The 17,363-nt window shown below is 74.3% G+C and carries 16 protein-coding genes; 3 read left to right on the top strand and 13 right to left on the bottom strand.

From position 1 onward, the window contains the following. Positions 1-6 precede the first annotated feature (6 nt). The 9 genes from amrb99_RS14625 to amrb99_RS14585 all read right to left on the bottom strand — a co-directional run bounded on the left by amrb99_RS14625 (position 7) and on the right by amrb99_RS14585 (position 10,469). On the bottom strand, positions 7-2,010 hold the full coding sequence (locus tag amrb99_RS14625; RefSeq protein ID WP_190856498.1) for a SpoIIE family protein phosphatase: 2,004 nt from the start codon (positions 2,008-2,010) through the stop codon (positions 7-9). A gap of 179 nt (positions 2,011-2,189) precedes the next feature. After that, entirely contained in the window at positions 2,190-2,963 is a 774-nt protein-coding gene (locus amrb99_RS14620; protein WP_190856497.1) for an SDR family oxidoreductase, read from the bottom strand. A gap of 18 nt (positions 2,964-2,981) precedes the next feature. After that, positions 2,982-3,941 (bottom strand): RNA polymerase sigma-70 factor, encoded by a 960-nt coding sequence (locus amrb99_RS14615; RefSeq protein WP_241755562.1) that lies wholly within the window; start codon positions 3,939-3,941, stop codon positions 2,982-2,984. Further along, the gene (locus amrb99_RS14610) at positions 3,942-4,802 is read right to left on the bottom strand and encodes a fused MFS/spermidine synthase (RefSeq protein ID WP_190856496.1); all 861 of its coding nucleotides are present in this window, start codon (positions 4,800-4,802) and stop codon (positions 3,942-3,944) included. A 66-nt stretch (positions 4,803-4,868) separates the two neighbouring features. Then, positions 4,869-5,888, bottom strand: coding sequence for a dipeptide ABC transporter ATP-binding protein (locus amrb99_RS14605; protein WP_190856495.1), 1,020 nt, complete (start codon positions 5,886-5,888; stop codon positions 4,869-4,871). Then, a complete protein-coding gene (locus tag amrb99_RS14600) occupies positions 5,872-6,906 on the bottom strand; it encodes an ABC transporter ATP-binding protein (protein ID WP_190856494.1) in 1,035 nt (344 codons plus the stop codon). The genes amrb99_RS14605 and amrb99_RS14600 overlap by 17 nt, the downstream gene beginning before the upstream one ends. 7 nt (positions 6,907-6,913) lie before the next feature. Beyond that, the gene (locus tag amrb99_RS14595) at positions 6,914-7,894 is read right to left on the bottom strand and encodes an ABC transporter permease (RefSeq protein WP_194736841.1); all 981 of its coding nucleotides are present in this window, start codon (positions 7,892-7,894) and stop codon (positions 6,914-6,916) included. A gap of 19 nt (positions 7,895-7,913) precedes the next feature. After that, positions 7,914-8,840, bottom strand: coding sequence for an ABC transporter permease (locus amrb99_RS14590; RefSeq protein ID WP_190856493.1), 927 nt, complete (start codon positions 8,838-8,840; stop codon positions 7,914-7,916). Between the two features lie 6 nt (positions 8,841-8,846). Continuing rightward, positions 8,847-10,469 carry an ABC transporter substrate-binding protein gene (locus amrb99_RS14585; RefSeq protein WP_190856492.1) on the bottom strand — a complete coding sequence of 541 codons (1,623 nt, stop codon included), beginning with the start codon at positions 10,467-10,469 and terminating at the stop codon, positions 8,847-8,849. A 299-nt stretch (positions 10,470-10,768) separates the two neighbouring features. Between amrb99_RS14585 and amrb99_RS14580 the strand changes: the two genes are divergently transcribed. Further along, on the top strand, positions 10,769-12,055 hold the full coding sequence (locus amrb99_RS14580; RefSeq protein ID WP_347256683.1) for a M20/M25/M40 family metallo-hydrolase: 1,287 nt from the start codon (positions 10,769-10,771) through the stop codon (positions 12,053-12,055). A 31-nt stretch (positions 12,056-12,086) separates the two neighbouring features. On the opposite strand, the gene amrb99_RS14575 is transcribed toward amrb99_RS14580, so the two are convergent. The 4 genes from amrb99_RS14575 to amrb99_RS14560 form a co-directional block, all read right to left on the bottom strand. Beyond that, the gene (locus tag amrb99_RS14575) at positions 12,087-12,863 is read right to left on the bottom strand and encodes an ABC transporter permease (protein ID WP_190856490.1); all 777 of its coding nucleotides are present in this window, start codon (positions 12,861-12,863) and stop codon (positions 12,087-12,089) included. Further along, positions 12,860-13,861, bottom strand: coding sequence for an ATP-binding cassette domain-containing protein (locus amrb99_RS14570; protein WP_190856489.1), 1,002 nt, complete (start codon positions 13,859-13,861; stop codon positions 12,860-12,862). The genes amrb99_RS14575 and amrb99_RS14570 overlap by 4 nt, the downstream gene beginning before the upstream one ends. A 150-nt stretch (positions 13,862-14,011) precedes the next feature. Beyond that, positions 14,012-14,656 (bottom strand): PadR family transcriptional regulator, encoded by a 645-nt coding sequence (locus amrb99_RS14565; RefSeq protein WP_190856488.1) that lies wholly within the window; start codon positions 14,654-14,656, stop codon positions 14,012-14,014. Between the two features lie 92 nt (positions 14,657-14,748). Then, entirely contained in the window at positions 14,749-15,660 is a 912-nt protein-coding gene (locus amrb99_RS14560; RefSeq protein WP_190856487.1) for a TIGR03620 family F420-dependent LLM class oxidoreductase, read from the bottom strand. A gap of 104 nt (positions 15,661-15,764) precedes the next feature. On the opposite strand from amrb99_RS14560, the gene amrb99_RS14555 reads away from it, so the two are divergent. Beyond that, positions 15,765-16,337 (top strand): TetR/AcrR family transcriptional regulator, encoded by a 573-nt coding sequence (locus amrb99_RS14555; RefSeq protein ID WP_190856486.1) that lies wholly within the window; start codon positions 15,765-15,767, stop codon positions 16,335-16,337. A gap of 29 nt (positions 16,338-16,366) precedes the next feature. Then, on the top strand, positions 16,367-17,299 hold the full coding sequence (locus amrb99_RS14550) for a hypothetical protein (RefSeq protein ID WP_190856485.1): 933 nt from the start codon (positions 16,367-16,369) through the stop codon (positions 17,297-17,299). Positions 17,300-17,363: the final 64 nt, after the last annotated feature.

Genomic DNA, 17,363 nt, shown 5'->3' with positions numbered 1-17,363 from the left:
CGGCGGTCAGGGCAGTTCCTGCTCGCACCAGACGGATTTCCCGTCGGCGGTGCGGCGGACGCCCCAGCGCTGCGCGAGCCGCCCGACGACGTGCAGCCCCCGGCCCGACTCCGGCATGTCGCCCTCGTCGTCCTGGGGCCGGACGCGGGGGCGGCCGTCGGCGGAATCGAACACCTCGCACACGAGCCCGCCCTCGCGGACCAGCCGCAGGCCGACGCGGCCGCCGGCGTGCCGGATCGCGTTGGTGACCAGCTCGGACACCATCAGGACGGTGGAGTCGGCCAGCTCGTCCAGGCCCCAGCCGGAGAGGCGGTCGCGGACCAGGCCGCGGGCCCGCCGCACGGCGGCCGGCTCGGCGGGCAGCTCCCAGGTGGCGTGGTGGTCCTCGGGGATCCGGCACAGCCGCGCGACCAGCATCGCGATGTCGTCGCGGTGCTGGTCGTCGTAGACGCCGTCGAGCGCGTCCTGGCACAGGTCCCGGAGCGGCCGGGACGCCGCGCCGGGCCCGAAGGTGCGCTGCAGCCGGGCGAGGCCGTCGTCGATGTCGCGGGCCCGGTTCTCCACGAGCCCGTCGGTGTACAGGAACAGCAGCGTGCCGTCCTCGACGGTGAACTCGCGGCTGACGATCGGGCCGTCTCCGCCGACGCCGAGCGGCGGCGCGGGCGGCACCGCGAGGAAGTGGGACGCGGCGCCGGGCGGCGCCAGCAGCGGCGGCAGGTGCCCGGCACTGGCGACCTCGCAGCGGCCGCTGACCGCGTCGTACACCACGTAGGCGCAGGTCGCGAAGTGCGGTTCGCGGTCGCCGAGGGTCCGCATCAGCGAGTCCAGCCGCTCCAGCGCCTCGGCGGGCGGCAGCTCCAGCTCGGCGAGGGTCTGGATCGAGGTGCGCAGCCGGCCCATCGTGACGGCCGCCTTCACGCCGTGCCCGGCGACGTCGCCGACGACGAGCGCGACCCGCGCGCCCGGCAGCGCGATCGACTCGTACCAGTCGCCGCCGACCTCGATGAGCCGGCTGCCGGGCAGGTACCGGTGGTGCACCTCGATCGGGGACGGCGCCGACAGCCCGGTCGGCAGCAGGCTGCGCTGCAGGGTCAACGCGGTCGCCCGCTCCAGCGAGTACTGCCGGGCGCTCTCCACGTGGCTGGACGCGCGGGCGGCGAACTCCATCCCGATCTCGATGTCGTAGCGGTCGAACGGCCGGTGCGCGACGTTGCGGACGCACACGAAGAAGCCGAGCACCCCCGCCGCCGACATGATCGGCAGCAGCAGCATCGACGAGCCCTTGAGCAGGTCCGCGACCGGCGCGCGCTGCCAGACCTCGGCGAGCCGCGCCGCGCCCTCGCCGCCGAGCGCGGTCAGCTCCGGCTCGCCCGCCTCCAGGCACCGCGCGTACGGGGTGCCCGCCGGGTAGACGACGGACTCGCCGGTCGGGAACGCCGCGTCCCAGGCGGGGTCGCCGTCGTCGAACGCGATCGCCATCCGGCGCAGCGGCGGCCCGGATGGGCCCGCGGGCGCCTCCTCGGCGTCCAGATGGCTCTCCAGCAGCATCAGCGCGCCGGAATTGCAGAAATGCGGGACGAGGACGTCCATCAGCCCGCGCGCCAGCAGTTCCAGGTCGAGCGTGGAGCCGATGCGGGGAAGCCCGTCGTCCAGCAGCGCCCGGCGGATGACGGCGGGGTCGACGAACCGGTCGGCGAGCGGCACCGGGACCCGGACCACCGCCAGCGCGGCGAGGCCGCCCGGCTCGGCGCCGTACATCGGGTGGACGGTGACCACCGCGTCGAGGGTGGCGCCGTCGGCGGTCTCGACCGCCAGCATCGCGGTGCGCTCCCGCCCGTGCCTCACCGCCTCCAGCAGCGGCTCGCGCGCGCCGGGGATCACCTCGTCGAGGGAGGCGCCCAGGAGGCCGTCCGGATTCGCGGCGAGAACGGCGGCGGCGTTCCGCTCGGACTGGAGTATTCTCCCCGAGGAATCCGTGCCGAGAATGAGAATTCGGGTGGACGACTCCATCGCTCGATTATGGGACATGGCGCCGCCGGATGAGGCCGATACGGCGCGGGAGACCGGTCCGGAATTCCGTTAGGGCGGGCCGCCGCCCGCGGACCGCGAACGGGCTCCGCGGGCGGGCGGCGAGCGGCCCGCCCGGGGCGGCCGTCCTCCGGTTCCGGACCGGCGGCCGGAGGCGCCGGTCAGCGGCGCGGCCACCGCTCGTCGAGGTACTCCTGCCAGGTCCGCTTTCCGGTCTTGCGGTCCGGGGCGAGGTGGTGGCCCTCCTTGAAGCCGCGCGCCGCCTTGCCGAACAGCGGGAACGGCAGCCGCAGACCGCGCCTGCCGCGCGCCTGCAGATAGGCGCGGGCCATGTCCTCGAGCGCGAGCACCTCGGGGCCGCCCATGTCGTCGACGCGCCGGGCGGGCCCCGGCGCGAGCGCCAGGTCGGCCAGCCGCTCGGCGACCTCGTCGGCGTCCACCGGCTGGATCCGCAGCCCGGACGGCAGCGGCATGAGCCCGGGGACCTTGGTGAGGGCGTCCAGCACCATCGCGGGAAGCGTGTGGAACTGGGTGGCGCGCAGGATGGTGTAGGGCAGCCCCGAGTCCTCGATGAGCCGCTCCACCTCGTGCTTGATCCGGTAGTACGGGTACGGGATCTTGTCGACGCCGACGATCGAGATGTAGACCAGGTGCGGCGCGTCCTGCTTCCACGCCGCGTCGACGAGGTTCCGGGCGGCGGTCAGGTCGTCCTTGTAGTGCCGCCAGTCGCTGGCGCAGTGCACGATGGTGTCGGCGCCGTCGAGGGCCGCGCCGAGCCCGTCGCCGGTCTTGAGGTCCGCCCGATGCCAGGTCACGCCGTTCTCCGACGTCCTGGAGCGCCGGCTCAGCGCGCGCACGTCGGCGGCGTCGGCCGCCGCGAGCCTGCGGGTCAGGGGCGCGCCCAGCGTCCCGCTCGCCCCGGTCACGATGATCATTGGCTCCTCCTTCGTCCACTAAGAGGGACCGGGCAGTCTCCCAGAGCGTGACAGCGCGCGGGCCGCGAATGCGAGCTTGTCCGGATTGAGCACGGCGTGCACGGCGGTGACCCGGTCGCCGGACGCCTCCAGCACGGCGATCATGGTGAGCTCCCCGTCCACCCGGACGGCCAGGGCCGGGACGCCGTTGATCTCCTCGATCGACGGTTCGAGCGACGCCCCGGGCAGGTCCACCGCGCGGCGGGCGACCCCGGCGAAGAAGCGCGCCACCCGGGCCCGCCCGGTGACGGCGTTGCGGGCCGCGGAGACCTTGCCGCCGCCGTCGGACCAGGCGACGACGTCCTCGGCCAGGACCGCCTCCAGCCCGGCCAGGTCGCCGCGGATCGCCGCGTCCAGGAACCGCTCGACGAGCCGCCGCCACCGCTCGCCCGCCGGAGCGAACCGCCGCTCGGCGGACGCGACGCGCTGCCGGGCGCGCCGGTGCAGCTGGCGGCTCGCGGTCTCGGTCACGTCCAGCACCCCGGCGATGTCGCGGTGCCGGTACCCGAACGCCTCGCGCAGCACGAACACCGCGCGCTCGGCCGGGGTGAGCGACTCCATCAGCGCGAGCAGCGCCAGCGACACCGTGTCGCGCTGCTCGACGGTCTCCAGCGGTCCGAGCACCCGCGCGCCGAGCCCGCCGGCGCCGGCGGGCACCGGCTCGGGCAGCCACGGCCCGGCGTAGGTCTCGCGGCGCGCCCGCGCCGAGGCGAGCCGGTTGAGGCACAGGTTGGTGACGACCTTGATCAGCCAGGCGCGGGGCTCCTCGACGGCGGCCCGGTCCGTCCCGCTCCAGCGCAGGTAGGCGTCCTGCACGGCGTCCTCGGCCTCCTGCACCTCGCCGAGCATCCGGTACGCCAGGCCCGTCAGCCGGGGCCGCAGCTCCTCGAACGCCGCGAGGCCCGCCTCGTCCATGAGATCGGCGGCGCCGGCCTCCATTCACGACCTCCCGAAGACCTGGGGCGGCGGGGTGGGCGCGACGATCTCCTCGCCGTCGTGCAGCGGCGCCGCGCCGGCGCAGAACGCGGCGAGGTCGTCGCCCGCCACCATCCGGGCCCGCGCGGCGCCGCCGGCCGCGCGCCGGGTGAGCTCGGCGACCGGCAGCGGCGCGCGCGAGGCGGCGATGATCAGGTTGCCGAACCGGCGGCCGCGCAGCACGCCCGGGTCGCCCATCAGCAGCGCGTGCGGGAACACCGACCGGACGGTCGCGGCGACGCGCCGCGCGAACGGCAGCCGGAACCCGTCGGCGACGTTCGCCAGGTAGACCCCGCGCGGCCGCAGCACCCGCGCCGCGTCCAGCACGAACTCGCGGGTCGCCAGCTCCACCGGCATCGACGCCTCGGCGAAGGCGTCCATCACGACCAGGTCGTCGGCCTCGTCGGCGAGCGCGGCGATGCCGCTGCGCCCGTCGGTGACGCGGATCCGCAGCCCCGGCACGCCCTTCACCGGCAGCCGCTCGCGCACGACCCGCACCAGCTCGGCGTCCGGTTCCAGGACGATCTGCCGCGACCCCGGCCGGGTCGCGGCGATGTAGCGGGGCAGCGTGCACCCGGCGCCGCCGATGTGCACCGCGTCGAACGCCTCGTCCTCCAGCCCGAGCGCGTCGACGACGTCGCCCATCAGCCGCATGTACTCGAAGTCGAGGTAGGTGGGGTCGGACAGGTCCACGTAGGACTGCGGGACGCCGCCGACGAGCAGCATCCAGCCGCCGTCGCGGTCGGCGTCGCGCAGCAGCTCGGCCTCGCCGCCCGCGATCGTGAACGTGTCCGGCCGCGGACCGTGCCTGCCCTTGCGCGCCATGCCTCCACCCTACGGAACCGTCCCGGGCGGTCCCGACCGGTGTCGGGACCGCGCGGCCGCGCGGCGTCAGGCCTGCTCGGTGAGCGCCTGCTCCTCGGCGAAGTGGCAGGCGCTCGGGTGCGCGGACCCGTCGCGCTCCACCAGCTCGGGGACGTCCTCCGCGCAGACGTCGCGGGCCTTCCAGCAGCGGGTGCGGAACCGGCAGCCGGACGGCGGGTCCAGCGGCGACGGCGGCTCGCCCTCCATCTGGATCTGCCCCGCCCAGCCGGGCGCGTCCGGGTCGGGCACCGGGACGGCCGACAGCAGCGCCTGCGTGTACGGGTGGGTGGGGTGCTCGTAGATCTGCTCCTCGTCGCCGGTCTCGACGACCTTGCCGAGGTACATGACCGCGATCCGGTCGGAGATGTGCCGGACCGCGGCGAGGTCGTGCGCGATGAACACGTACGCCAGCCCGAGCTCGCGCTGCAGCTCGCCGAGCAGGTTCATGACCTGCGCCTGGACGGACACGTCCAGCGCGGACACCGGCTCGTCGCAGACGATGACGTCGGGGCGCAGGGCGAGAGCGCGGGCGATGCCGACGCGCTGCCGCTGCCCGCCGGAGAACTGGTGCGGGTACCGGTTGACGTGGTCGGGGTCGAGGCCGACCAGCTCCAGCAGCTCCTGGACGCGGGCGCGCCGCTCCCCCTTGGGCGCCGCGTCCGGGTGGATCGCGAACGGCTCCCCCACGATGTCGCCGACGGTCATCCGCGGGTTCAGCGAGGAGTACGGGTCCTGCAACACCATCTGGATGCGGCGGCGGAGCGCGCGCAGCTCCCCGCGCGGCAGCGCGAAGACGTCCCGCCCGTCGAACCGGACGGTCCCGGCGGTCGGGCGCTCGGCGGCCAGCAGCAGCTTCGCGAGCGTCGACTTCCCGCAGCCGGACTCGCCGACGACGCCGAGCGTCTCGCCGCGCCGCAGCTCCAGGTCGACGCCGTCCACCGCCCGGACGTGCCCCACGGTGCGCTTGACCACCACGCCGCGGGTGACGGGGTAGTGCTTGACCAGGCCGTCGACCTGCAGGATCGGGCTCTCACTCGGCTCCGGCACCGTGCACCTCCTCGGCGAAGTGGCAGGCGGCCTCGTGGCCGGGCGCGACGGTGACCAGCGGCGGGCGCTCGGCGGCGCAGAGCGCCTCGGCGCGCGGGCAGCGCGGCTGGAACGGGCAGCCGGGCGGCAGCGCGGCCGGGTTCGGCGGCGACCCCTTGATGGGGACGAGCGCGTCGCCGCGCCGGTCCAGCCGCGGCACCGACGCGAGCAGCCCGCGCGTGTAGGGGTGGGCGGGCCGCGCGTACAGCTCCCGGGCGGGCGCCTGCTCGGCCACCGACCCGGCGTACATCACGACGATCCGGTCCGCGACGCCCGCGACGACGCCGAGGTCGTGGGTGATGAGGACCATGCCCATCCGCAGCTCGTCCTGGAGCGCGGCGAGCAGCCGCATGATCTGCGCCTGGACGGTCACGTCGAGCGCGGTGGTCGGCTCGTCGGCGATGAGCACGTCCGGCTCCAGCGCCAGCGCCATCGCGATCATGATGCGCTGGCGCATGCCGCCGGAGAACTGGTGCGGGTAGTCGCCGAGCCGCTGCGCGGCGGACGGGATCCGCACCCGCTCCATCAGCTCGACCGCCTTGTCGCGGGCCGCCCGGCGGCCGAGGCCGCGGTGCACCCGGTACATCTCGCGGATCTGGTCGCCGACGGTGAACACCGGGTTCAGCGCGGTCAGCGCGTCCTGGAAGATCATCGAGATGCGGTCGCCGCGGTAGCCGCGGCGGCGCCGCTCGGGCAGCCCCAGCAGCTCCTCGCCGCGCAGCCGCACCGAGCCGCCGGTGATCCGCGCGGGCGGGGTGTCGAGGATGCCCATGACGGCCTGCGCCGCCACGCTCTTGCCGGAGCCGGACTCGCCGAGGATCGCGACGGTCTCGCCCTCGCCGAGCGTGTAGGACAGCCCGTTCACCGCGCGGACGTCGCGGTCCCGCACGCGGAACAGCACGTGCAGGTCCTCGACCTCCAGCAGCGGCGGCGGCGCGTCCGGTTCCCGCGGGACGTCTTCGGTCAGCTCGGTCGTCATCGTGCGCTCACCGCAGCTTCGGGTCGAGGGCATCGCGGGCCGCGTCGCCGAGCATCAGGAAGCTCAGCACCGTGGCGGACAGGAACACCGCGGGGAAGATCAGCAGGTGCGGGTGGTCGACGAAGGAGTCCTGCGCCAGGTTCAGCTGCAGGCCCCAGGACACCTTCGGGTACTGCAGGCCGACGCCGAGGAAGTCCAGCGTCGCCTCGCCCGCGATCACGTTGCCGACGTTGAGGGTGGCGACCACGATCACCGGCGCGATCGCGTTCGGCAGGATGTGCCGCGCCATGATCCGCCGGTCGGACGCGCCGAGCAGCCGCGCCGCCTGCACGTAGTCGGCGTCCCGGACGGCGATGACCTGCGCCCGCATGATCCGGATCATCGTGGTCCAGCCGAGCAGCACCAGCACCAGCGTCATCGCGCCGACCCCGTGGCTCGGGAAGGCGACCAGGATGACGGTCGCGCCGAGCACGAACGGCAGCCCGAAGAACACGTCGGTGAGCCGCGCGATCAGCGCGTCCAGGAGCCCGCCGTAGTAGCCGGCCAGCATCCCGAACACCAGCGCGATGGCGAACGCGAACAGCGTGACCGCGACGCCGATCAGCAGGGTCGGCCGGGCGCCGTGCACGACGTGCGCGTAGTAGTCGCAGCCGGCCAGGTCGGTGCCGAACCAGTGCGCGCCGGACGGGCCGAGCTTCGCGTGGTTCGGGTCGCAGCCCTCGTTCACGCCCGTCGAGGTGAACAGCCGCGGCACCGCCGCCATCAGCGCGACCAGCAGCAGGAACGCCGACGACGCCCAGAACACCCAGCGGCGCCGCAGGTCGCGCCAGGCGTCGTCCCACAGCGACGCCCGGCCGAGCTGCCCGCCGGCGACCGCGACGGCCGCCGCGGCGGTGCCCGGCGCGCCCGCGCCCGCCCCGGCGTCCGCCGGCTCCGGCTCCGCGCCCGGCGGGCCGGGGTCGGCCGCGCCCGGGTCGATCGTCTTCAATGCCCCTCCGGGTCGCTCGTCACTCGTACCTGATCCGCGGGTCCAGCAGCCCGTACAGCAGGTCCACGACCAGGTTGACCAGCAGGAAGATCAGCACCAGCACGGTGACCGCGCCGACCACCACCGGCCCCTCCTTCAGCTGGATGGACTGGAACACCTGCTGGCCGATGCCCGGCAGGTTGAAGATGCCCTCGGTCACGATCGCGCCGCCCATCAGGTTCCCGAAGTCGACGCCGAGGTAGGTCACGACGGGGATCAGCGAGTTGCGCAGCGCGTGCCGGCCGACGACCCGCGCCCGCGACAGCCCCTTGGCGTTGGCGGTGCGGACGTAGTCGGCGCGCAGGTTCTCGGCGAGGCTCGTCCTGGTCAGCCGGGCGACGTACGACAGGCCGAGGGAGCCGAGCACCATGCCGGGCAGCAGGTAGCTCATCGGCCAGCCGTCGTCGGTCCCCGCGGTCGGGAAGATCTGCCAGTGCAGCCCGAACAGGATCTGCGCGGTGTAGCCGAGCACGAACACCGGCACCGCGATCAGCAGCGTGGTACCGCCGAGCACGAGGGTGTCGGCCATCCTGCCGCGGCGCAGCCCCGCCCACACGCCGAGCGCGATCCCGATGACCAGCTCGAAGATCCAGGCGGTGAGCGCGAGCTGCGCGGTCACGGTCCAGCGGCCCCCGAGCATGTCCGCGACGTTCTGGCCGTCGTAGTTCTCCCCCAGGTTGCCCCGGACGAGGCCCCACATGTACTTGCCGTACTGGACCAGCAGCGGGTCGTTCAGGTTGTAGCGGTCCCGCAGCGTCGCCAGGACGTTCGCGGGGATGGGCTTGTCCCCGGCGAGCGCCTGGATCGGGTCGCCCGGCAACGCGAAGACCATCGCGTAGATGAGCAGGGTCGTCCCGACGAAGACGGGGATCGCCTGGAGGAGCCGCCGCAGGACGTAGCGCCACATCGCCGGCTACTTCACCGTCACTTCGTTGACGATCAGGCCGGTCGACCACGCCGTGATCGTGACGTTGTCGACGTGGCTGGAGCGGCCGCCCTGGCCCGCCCACGTCCACAGCGGGATCATCGGCATCTCGCGGATGGCGACGTCCTCGGCCTGGTTGTAGAACTGCAGCGCCTGCTGGTGGTCGGCGGAGCTGTTCGCCTTGGCGATCAGGTCGTCGAACTCCTTGCTCTTCCAGCCCATGCGGTTGGCGTCCGACGCCCACATGTTCTCGAGGTAGTTCTGTGCGCTCGGGTAGTCGGCCTCCCAGTTCTGCCGGTACGGGCCCTTCTCCGTGCGCTTGTTCAGCATCGAGAAGTAGTCGGACGCGGGCACCTGCCGGAACTCGATGTTCTGGATGCCGAGATTCTGCTTCAGCGAGTTCGCGACGATCTGCATCCACTGGTAGTAGGTGGGCTGCGCGTTGGAGAAGTACAACTCCAGCGTCCCCTTGAACCCGCCGGCCTTGTCGAACAGCGTCTTGGCCTTCGCGGGGTCGAAGGTGCACAGCTCACCGCAGGCGTTCGCACGGTGCCCGTCGATGATGGCCGGCAGCAGCGAGTCGGCCGGGAAGTAGTCGCCGTTGTAGACGGCCTTGTTGATGCCCTGCCGGTCGATGACCATCGAGATGGCCTTGCGCAGGTCCGGGTTCGCGAACCGCTTGTCCCACAGCGGGAAGCCGAGGTAGTCCATCGTGCCCATCTTGCGGGGCAGGAACCGGTCGCCGAGCAGCCGCTTCGCCTCCGGCACCTTCGCCGCCGGGATCGTCAGCAGCACGTCGATCTTCCCGGCGCGCAGGTCGGTGTAGGCGCTGTCGGCGCTGGAGTAGCTCTTCCAGATCACGCCCTTGTTCTTCGGCTTGCGCGGGCCGGTGTAACCGGGGAACGGCACGAGTTTGATCTGCCTGTTGCGTTCCCAGTTCCCGCTCATCATGTAAGGGCCGTTGCCGATCGGGTGGTTGTCGAAGCCCTTGAGGTCCTGCAGACCGGCCTTCGGCATCGGCGCGAACGCCGGGTAGGTCAGCAGCAGCGGGAACTGGTTGAACGGCGCGGTGAGCGTCACCTTGAGGGTCGAGGGGTCGACGACCTGGACGCCGGAGAGCTTGTCGGCCTTCGGCTTGGCCTTCTCGTCCTCGGGGTTCATCGCGTCGTACCCCTGGATGTGCGAGAAGTAGTCGTTGGCGGAGTAGGCGTTCGGCCCGTACGCGGCGTTGTTCCAGGCGTCGGCGAAGCTCTCCGCGGTGACGGGCTCGCCGTTGTGGAACTTCTGCCCGCCGCGGACCTTGATCGTCCAGACCTTCTGGTCGGTGGTCGTGACGGACTCGGCGGCCAGGTTGTACGGCTTGCCGTCCTTGGTGAGGCCCTCCAGGTTGTCGAACAGCCCGCTGAGCACGTCGAAGGAGTAGCTGCTCGTGGTGTTGCCCGGCACCAGGTGGTCGGGTTCGGAGTGGCCGACGGTGAACACGCCGTCGCTCTTCTTCCCGCTCCCGCCGCAGGCCGACAGGCCGAGCGAGGCCGCCAGCGCCACCGCGGCGAGCGCCGCGACCTTCCCCCGCGCGCCCCTGCGCGGGCCCGCGTCCCTGAGGCTGGTCATGCTCCTCCTCGTGCTGTCCCCTCGTGCACCGGGCCCGGACACCCGCCGCACTTCAGGTTGGTGGCAGCGTCGTACCGGCGCGGCGGTTTCGGTATGGCGCTGACCGAGTCGAAACCGGATCGAGACTTGTTGATCAACCGTTGACACAGGTCAGCGGCGGGGGAAAATTAAACTTTCCTGCGAAAGGGGCTCGACGGGTGACTCGGCGGCCGGACGCCACGGCGGAGACGGCGGAAACGGAGACGGCACCGGACCCGGGCAGGGACCCGGGTGCGGAGGCGGGTGCGGAGGCGGCCGCCATCTGCGCGGACCTCATTCGCTTCGACACCACCAACCGGGGCGAGGGCGTGGCGCGCCCGGAGCGGCCCGCGGCCGAGCACGTCGCGGCGCTGCTGGACGAGGTCGGCGTCGCGGCCGAGGTCGTGGAGTCGGCGCCGGGCCGCGCCAGCGTGCTGGCCCGGATCCCCGGCACCGATCCGACGCACCCGGCGTTCCTCGTCCACGGGCACCTGGACGTGGTCCCCGCCGACGCGTCCGACTGGCAGGTCCCGCCGTTCTCCGGCGAGGTGCTCGGCGGATGCGTGTGGGGGCGCGGCGCCGTCGACATGAAGGGCAGCCTCGCGATGACGCTCGCGACGGTCCGGGCCCGGCTGCGCGCGGGCCGCCGGACGCGCGGCGACCTGGTGCTGGCGTTCCTCGCCGACGAGGAGTGCACCGGCGAGTACGGCTCCCGGTACGTGGCGCGCGAGCACCGCGGGTACTTCGAGGGCTGCACCGAGGCGATCAGCGAGTCGGGCGGGTTCAGCGTGGACACCGCGTCCCCCGGGGACGGCGCGGGCGCCCGGATCTACCCGGTCGCGACGGGCGAGCGCGGCACCGCCTGGATGCGGCTGACGGCGCGCGGCACCGCCGGGCACGGGTCCAAGCCGGCGCCCGACAACGCCGTCGCGGAGCTCGCGCACGCGGTGTCGCGGATCGCCTCGTACGAGTGGCCGGTGCGGCTGACGCCGGGCGTGCGGGCGCTGCTGGACGGCCTGGCGGACGCCCTCGGCACCACCATCGACCACGACCGGCTCGACGAGGAGGCGGTGCGGCTCGGCCGCGCCGGGCACCTGTTCGCCGGGACGGTCCGCAACTCGGCCAACCCGACGCGGCTGGAGGCCGGGTACAAGGTGAACGTCGTGCCGGGCACGGCGTCCGCGCAGGTGGACGGCCGGTACCTGCCCGGGACCGGCGAGGAGTTCCTCGCCACCGTCGACCGGCTGCTCGGCCCGAAGGTCACCCGGGAGTTCATCAACCACGAGGAGGCCCCGGCGGCGGACCCGGCGGGCGCGACGTTCGCCGCGCTCGCCGGGTCGCTGCGGGCCGAGGACCCGCTCGCCCGGCCCGTCCCGTACGTGATGGCGGGCGGCACCGACGCCAAGTCGTTCAACGCGATCGGCATCACCAGCTTCGGGTTCGCGCCGCTGCGGCTCGGCCCGGACCTGGACTACTTCGGCATGTTCCACGGCGTGGACGAGCGGGTGCCGGTGGACGGCCTGGCGTTCGGCACCCGCGTCCTCGACCGCTTCCTGGACACGCGCTGACCCCGGGCCGCACGCGCCCGCCGTGCCGGGGTCACTGCGACTTCTGGTAGCTGCGCAGCGAGAGGATCGCCAGGGCGACGGTGAGCGCGGTCAGGGCCAGCAGCCATCCGCCGTGCAGCGCGACCGAGCCCCGGTCCGGGTCGCCGGCCATCGCGGCGCGCCCGGCGTCCAGCGCCCAGCTCACCGGGTTGAACGCCGCCACGTGCCGGATCCAGGCAGGCATCAGGCCCTTCGCCATGAACGCCGACGACAGGAACGTCAGCGGCAGCAGCAGCATGACGTTGAGCCCGATGATGGTGTTGCGGTCGCGGAGCAGCAGCGCCAGCGTGTTGGACAGCGCGGCGAGGACGACGCCGACCAGCACGGACGCGGCGACGAGCACGGCGAGCCCGCCGGCCCCGCCCGGGTAGCGCGCGCCCGCCGCCCAGCCCAGCGCGATGATCACGATGGACTGGAACGCCGTGCTGAGCGCCTGCTCGACGATGCCCGCGTTGGTGATCGCGCTGCGCCGGACCGGCGTCACCAGGAACCGGTTCAGGGTGCCGCGCTCGATCTCGTCCATGGTGGCCATCCCGGCGAACGAGTTCAGCGACACCGCGTTCATGACCACGACCCCGGGGACGAGGTAGTCGAGGTAGGACGGGGCGCCGAAGCCGGGCAGCTCCACGACCCGCTTGAACAGCTCGCCGAACAGGAACAGCCAGATCATCGGCTGGACGAGCGTCATGACCAGGACGGCCGGGTTGCGGCCGAGCGCCGACAGCCGGCGCTGCGTCATCCACCAGGTGCCGGTGAGGAGCCCGCTCATCGCACGCCTCCGATCTCCGCAGGCTCGGACGCCGCGCCGGGGGCGGCGTCGGCATGCGCGAACCGGCGTCCGGCGTAGCGCAGGTACACGTCGTCCAGCGAGGGCCGCGCGACCGTCGCCGCCGCCACCGGCAGCCCGGCCTGGTCGAGCGCGGCCAGGACGGCGGGCACCGCGGACGCGCCGTCGTCGGCGCGCGCGCTGAGCCGCGCACCGTCCAGCACGATGTCGCGGACGCCGGGCAGCCGGCCGAGCGCCTCGCGCACCCGCGCCTCGTCCGGCGCCTCCCGCCACTCCAGGTGGACGGCGTCGCCGCGCAGCTCGCCCTTGAGCGCGTCGGGGGCGCCCTCCGCGACGACCCGGCCGCGGTCGACGATCGCCAGCCGCCCGGCGAGCCGGTCCGCCTCGTCCAGGTAGTGGGTGGTCAGCAGGATCGCGAGCGCGTCGTCGCCCGCCAGCCTGGCGATCTCCGCCCACATCGACGCGCGGGCCTCGGGGTCGAGCCCGGTGGTCGGCTCGTCCAGGAACAGCACCTGCGGCCGGTGGACGAGGCCGAGCGCCACGTCCAGCCGGCGCCGCATCCCGCCGGAGTAGGTCTTCACCTGGCGGGACGCGGCGTCCCGCAGCCCGAAGCGGTCGAGCAGCTCGTCGGCGCGGCGGCGCGCGTCCGCGCCGCCCATCCCGTGCAGGCGGCCCTGCAGGACCAGGTTCGCGCGGCCCGAGGCGCCGGGGTCGGCGCCGAACTGCTGCGCCACGACCCCGATGGCGCGCCGCACCCGGCCGGGGCGGCGCAGGACGTCGTGCCCGGCGACGGACGCGGTGCCCGCGTCGGGCCGGACGAGGGTGGTGAGGATCTTGACGGTGGTGGACTTGCCCGCCCCGTTGGGGCCGAGCAGGCCGAGGATCTCTCCCCGGCCGACGGTGACGGACAGCCCGTCCAGGGCCCGGACGTCGCCGGGATAGTGCTTGACCAGATGGTCGGCCTCGATGGCGTGCGCCATGGTCGCCTCCGTACGGCGAGACGTGCTCGGCGGGGCGTCCCGGATAGGCTGGTTTCGAGGTCTCGCCGCCGGGACCTGCTCCGCGAGCGGGTTTCCGTGGTGGGTTCTGAGGCCCGGCGGCGGTGTTGCAGCATCGCCGCCGGGCCGTGATCAGTTCGGTGCGGCACCCCTTTCCGCGAGCTCCGCGATCTCCGCCGGGACGCGGCCGGTGGCGTGGAACGCGCGCCACATCGCCAGGCCCTCCAGGGTGCCGCCGGTGATCTCGCCGAGGAACGCGCGCACCCAGTCCGCCTCCGCCTGCACGATGGCCAGGGCGTACTCGGCCTCCAGCAGGAAGACGCGCGGCACCTCGGTCTCCGCGTCGAGCGCGGCGCGCTCGTCCGCGATCCGCCGCTCCAGCGCGTCGAGGCGGCGGCGCAGCAGCTCGGCGGTCTCGTCCGGGCCGAGCGCGCCGAGCACCGACAGCCCGGCCTCGAGCCGCCGGTGCTCGGGCTCGGGGACCTCGATCAGCTCCCGCACCCAGTCGGCCAGTTCCTCGCGCCCGGCGTCGGTGATCCGGTAGACGGTGCGTTCGGGGCGGGCGCCGTCGCGGACGCTGCCCGCCACCTCCAGGAAGCCGTGCTTCTCCAGGTTCCGGACGACCGTGTAGAGCGAGCCCCACTTGATGTCCATGTCGTGGTCCTTGCCACGGGCCTTCATCAGCGAGGCCATCTCGTACGGATGCATCGGCCTGGCGGAGACCGTCGACAGCACGGCGAGCCCCAGGAGGTTGCCCACCTTCCGCCGCTTCGCCATGCCGTGCTCCTCGTCCGCGATTACTCGTGGACGAGTATAAGCAGAAGCGACATATCGCGTCCATGCCCAGCCGGCTCAGAGAAGCAGGAGGGTCAGAGAAGCGCCGGGGCCAGTTCGCGCCACTGCTCCAGCGGCAGTTCCGCCGGGTCCGCCGTGAGGACCTGGACGCAGACGTGGTCGGCGCCCGCGTCCAGGTGCTCCCGCACGCGCGCGCGGATCGCGTCCACGTCCCCGTGCGCGACGATGGCGTCCACGAGCCGGTCGCTCGGGCCGCCTCCGGGACCGCCCGTCTGGTCGTCGTCGCCGTAGCCGAGCCGCCGGACGCTGGCCCGCTGGTGCTCCGCCGCCTGCACGTAGCCCCGGACGTGCGCCCGCGCGATCTCGCGGGCCCGGGCGGGGTCGGTGTCCAGTACGACGGCCTGCTCGACGCCGAGGAACGCGTCCGGGCCCATGATCCGCCTGGCCCGCACGGTGTGCTCGACGGGCACGAAGTACGGGTGCGCGCCCCACGTCCGCTCCGCCGCCAGCTCCAGCATCCTCGGCCCGAGGGCCGCCAGCACCCGGCGCGGCGCCGGATCGGCGGGGACGCCGTGCACCGGCACCGCGTCCATCGCGTCGAGGTAGGCCCGCATCATCGGCACCGGCCGCCCGACCGGCGGCATCGCGTAGCCGTCCAGCTCGCCGGCGTCGCCGGCCCGGTGGCCGCCGAGTCCGAGCAGGTAGCGGCCCGGGAACGCCTCCCCGAGGGTGCGTTCGGCGCCCGCCGTCGCGATCGGGTCGCGGAAGGCGATGTTGGCGATCCCGGACGCGGCGGCGATCCGCCGCGTCGCGCCCAGCACCAGCCACGCCTGCCCGACACTGTCGCGCCCGAACGCCTCGCCGAACCAGATGGCCCCGTAGCCGAGCTCCTCGATCTCCGCCGCCGCCTCGCGCACCCGTCCCGCCGGCTGCCCGTCGAACGCGAACGTCCAGATCCCGACCCGGCCGAGCCCGTCCCGCTGCATCGCATGCCTCCCGATTTCCGGAGAACTTCTCCGGTTCCTTCGGGGTACGATACGGAGAACTTCTCCAGTTGGCTACCCGGGCCGCGACGGCCGAGGATGGGGCGATGACCACGGCGGACGAGACGCGCCCCGGGCGCCCGCTGCGCGCGGACGCCCGCCGCAACCGCGAGCGGGTGCTGGCGGCGGCCCGCGAGACGTTCGCCGAGAGCGGCCCGGACGCCTCCCTCAACGAGATCGCGCGGCGCGCCGGCGTCGGCCCCGGCACCCTCTACCGGCACTTCCCCACCCGGCGGGCGCTGCTGGCCGCCGTCCTCGCCGACCGCGTCGAGCGGCTGTGCGCCCGCGCGGACCTGCTGATCGCCTCGGAGACCCCCGCGGCCGCGCTGTCGGGCTGGCTGCGCGCCTTCCTCGAGCACGCGAGCGGCGACCACGGGCTCGGCGGCGCGGCGCTGGCGGGGCCGCCGGACCTCGGCTTCGACTGCCACGCCGCGATCCGGGACGCGGCCGGACGCGTCCTCGGCCACGCCCAGCGGGCCGGCGCGGCGCGTCCCGACGTGACGGCCGCCGACATGACGCAGCTGGTCGTCGGCGTGGCGCTCGCCACCGAGGGCGCGGCGCACGACCCCGGGCAGCCCGCCCGCCTCCTCGCCCTGGTCGAGGACGCGCTGCGCCCCTGAGGCCGCGTCCGGGCGGGTAGGAGACGGTCGTGGAGTTCTCAACGGCGGCCGACGAGCTGTACGGCGTCGTGCCGGAGGAGTTCGTGGCGACCCGGACGCGCCTGGCGCGCGAGGCCAGGACCGAGGGCGACGCCGCGCTCGCCAAGCGGATCGGCGGTCTGCGCAGGCCCACGCTGTCGGCCTGGGCGGTGAACCTGCTGGCGCGGTCGGCGGCGGACGACCTCGGCGGGCTGCTCGACGTCGGCGCGCGGATGCGGGAGGCGTGGGGCTCCGGCGGCGGGCTCGGCGACCTGGAGCGGCAGCGGGCCCGGCTCGTCGCGGCGCTGCTGCGCCGCGCGGGCGAGCTCGCGGCCGAGGCGGGGCGTCCGCTGCGCGACCAGGCCGTCCGCGAGGTCGAGGACACCTTGCAGGCGGCCACCGTGGACGAGGAGGTCGCGGACGAGGTGCGCGAGGGGCGGCTGCCGCAGCCGCGCAGCCACACCGGCTTCGTCCCGGCGGGCTTCGCCCTCGCCCCCGAGACCGGGGCGGAGCGGGAGCCGAAGGCCGAGAAGCGCCCGAAACCGCAGAAGAAGGCCGCTTCTGCCGGGGAGGAGGCCCCCGCTGCGCGGAAACCGGCCGCCCCGGCGCAGAAGAAGGCCGAGCGGCCGAAGGTCACGCGGACGAGCGCGGCACGCGCCAAGCGCGCGGAGGCCCTCGCCAGGCGGGCGGACGAGGCGGAGCGCGCCCTGGCGGACAGGACCGAGCGCGCCGACGCGGCGAGGCGGGCGGCCGACGACGCGTCCGCCGAGGTGGGGCGGCTGCGGCACGAGCTGGAGCGGGCCACCGCGGAGCGGGACTCGGCGGCGCGGAAGGCGGAGCGCGCCGAGCAGGCGCGCGACCGGGCGGAGGAGGCGGCGCGAGAGGCGCGCAAGGCGGCGAAGGAGGCGCGGCGCGCGGCCGACCGCGACGCCGCGCACGGCTGACCGGGACGCCCACAACCGACCGGGACGCCCACAACCGACCGGGACGCCGCACGGCCGACTGCGG

The sequence above is a fragment of the Actinomadura sp. RB99 genome, assembly GCF_014706005.1.
Taxonomy (GTDB): Bacteria; Actinomycetota; Actinomycetes; order Streptosporangiales; family Streptosporangiaceae; genus Spirillospora.
The sequence above is the reverse complement of the archived record's forward strand: the minus strand, read 5'-3'. Positions and strand labels throughout refer to the sequence as shown.